At 62.9% G+C, this 1,817-nt stretch carries 3 protein-coding genes; 2 read left to right on the plus strand and 1 reads right to left on the minus strand.

Annotation, left to right across the window (positions count from 1 at the left end; translation table 11 throughout):
* The coding region (locus ACESMD_RS15740) for a hypothetical protein (RefSeq protein WP_372614828.1) at positions 1-295 on the minus strand (295 nt) is incomplete at its 3' end.
* Positions 296-671: 376 nt separating this feature from the next.
* Between ACESMD_RS15740 and ACESMD_RS15745 the strand changes: the two genes are divergently transcribed.
* Together ACESMD_RS15745 and ACESMD_RS15750 are read left to right on the plus strand one after the other, a co-directional pair.
* Positions 672-986 carry a DUF1778 domain-containing protein gene (locus tag ACESMD_RS15745; protein ID WP_372614831.1) on the plus strand — a complete coding sequence of 105 codons (315 nt, stop codon included), beginning with the start codon at positions 672-674 and terminating at the stop codon, positions 984-986.
* Positions 986-1,531, plus strand: a complete 546-nt coding sequence (locus ACESMD_RS15750) for a GNAT family N-acetyltransferase (protein ID WP_372614833.1) — start codon at positions 986-988, stop codon at positions 1,529-1,531. The genes ACESMD_RS15745 and ACESMD_RS15750 overlap by 1 nt, the downstream gene beginning before the upstream one ends.
* The last annotated feature ends 286 nt before the right edge of the window (positions 1,532-1,817 follow it).

The raw sequence follows: 1,817 nt of genomic DNA on the forward strand, positions 1-1,817 counted from the left end.
CGCGTCTCGCCAGCATTGTTAGAAAAATTCTTGGTCGCGCATAACCTACGCCAGCAACTTGCACGACACGAAGGAGTTGGAGGCCCGCCGCGACGACGCCCAGGCGCACCGCCAGGCCTTGGTCGAACAGCATGACGAGTACCGCGAGCGCCTGGCTGGCGTGGAGATGCAGCGTCAGGAGGCCGAACAGGCCGGCACCAAGGCCAAGGTGCGGGTCGAAGCCCTCGCGGCCCGCCTGGAGGCTCTGGAGGCTGAGAAATCGGATCGCAAGCGCGGACAGCAAGCCGAGGAGCACTCGGGCTGCCGTTCAATAAGCCCGAGTGATCCCCGAGAAAGAGGCGTTGCCGCTCCCTGGAACTGGCCCTGGAAGCCAGGAAGAAGCAAGATTATGGCGCTTCTCTTGCCTATCATCCGGTCTTCATGACCCTGCCATGCCGAGGCGTATCTCTCTATCACATGGGTGCGACAGTGCGCGCCTACCACACGGGTGCGACAGTGCGCGCCGCACCCGGATTTCACGCCATGTCGCTGCCAGCGTGAGACCCCACCGATGCCACCGCATGCTGTCACTTCACTGTGACATCGTACTCACAATAGGCGTACACTAGGCTTATCCCCTATCATCCGGCGCCGAGCATCAGAGCTAAGCCCTCGACGCCAAGGAGGCCACTATGCTGACTGCATTCCCCCACGACGACGCGAGCAACGGCCATGAGCGCAATACCGAACGCTTCGCCTTCCGTACTGCACCGCGCATCAAGCAGGCGATCGAGCGCGCAGCAGCGCTTTCCGGCCAAGACATGTCCTCCTTCGTGCTGGCCGCGGCCTATGAGCGTGCCCTGGAGACCATCCAGGCCCACGAGGTGACCCGGCTGACCGCCGACGACCATCGCGCCTTCTTCGACGCCCTGGAAAACCCGCCGGCACCGACCGACCAGCTGCGGGCCGCCTTCGCCCACCACAGGGAGACGGTGGTGAAGCACTGATGTCCTCTCCCGTTGTCATCGAGCCGCTCGATAAGGCCAAACACAATCGAGCGGCTTTTTCGTCGGGTGTCCCCCAGGTGGACCGCTACCTGCAAGAGACGGCCAGCCGCTTGATGAAAGGCGGCACGGCCAGAGTCTTCGTGATGGTGGACCCACAACAGCGGCGAGAGGAGATCCTGGGGTTCTACTCGATCAACGCGCATAGCGTGCAGGGCGGCGACCTGCCCAAGCGCTTCCAGCGCATTGCCCTGGCCGATGGCAGCCTGCCCGCGGCGTTCATTGGCATGATCGGCGTGGCCGAGACGGTCCAGGGTCAGGGTATCGGCAGTCGACTGCTGGTCGATGCCCTGGGTGGGGCCTATCAGGCCTCACAGCGGGTCGGCACCGCCATGGTGCTGCTGGACATCCTTGACTGTGGCAACCCCAAGTCGGTGGCACGACGGCAGCGGCTGTACGCCGGCTTTGGCTTTCAGCCGCTACCTTCCCAGCCGCTGCGCATGTTTCTGCCGATGGGCACCATCGCCAAGCTCCTGACAGGCGAATGACCCCCCCGGGGGGCTCGACTGGCTATCTCGTTTGCTTAGCAGATCGAACAATAGGTCAGGAGTTCTACTACAGGTACCGGACGGATACCGGCCATCCTTGGCCAGGAGAGGCGTGACGCAAAAGGGAAGGCGAGAGACTTCGCCGCCAGGATAGTGTGACCAGCGCCGTCCTGGTATTCGTGCGCACCAACCCCTATCGTAAGCGCTCCAGCAACCCCATCTTCTTAAGCTGATTAGTGTCGGCCAGACTGGTGACCTCTGATGGATACGAGGACACCATGAACGA

Source organism: Halomonas sp. (assembly GCF_041689495.1).
GTDB lineage: Bacteria > Pseudomonadota > Gammaproteobacteria > Pseudomonadales > Halomonadaceae > Halomonas.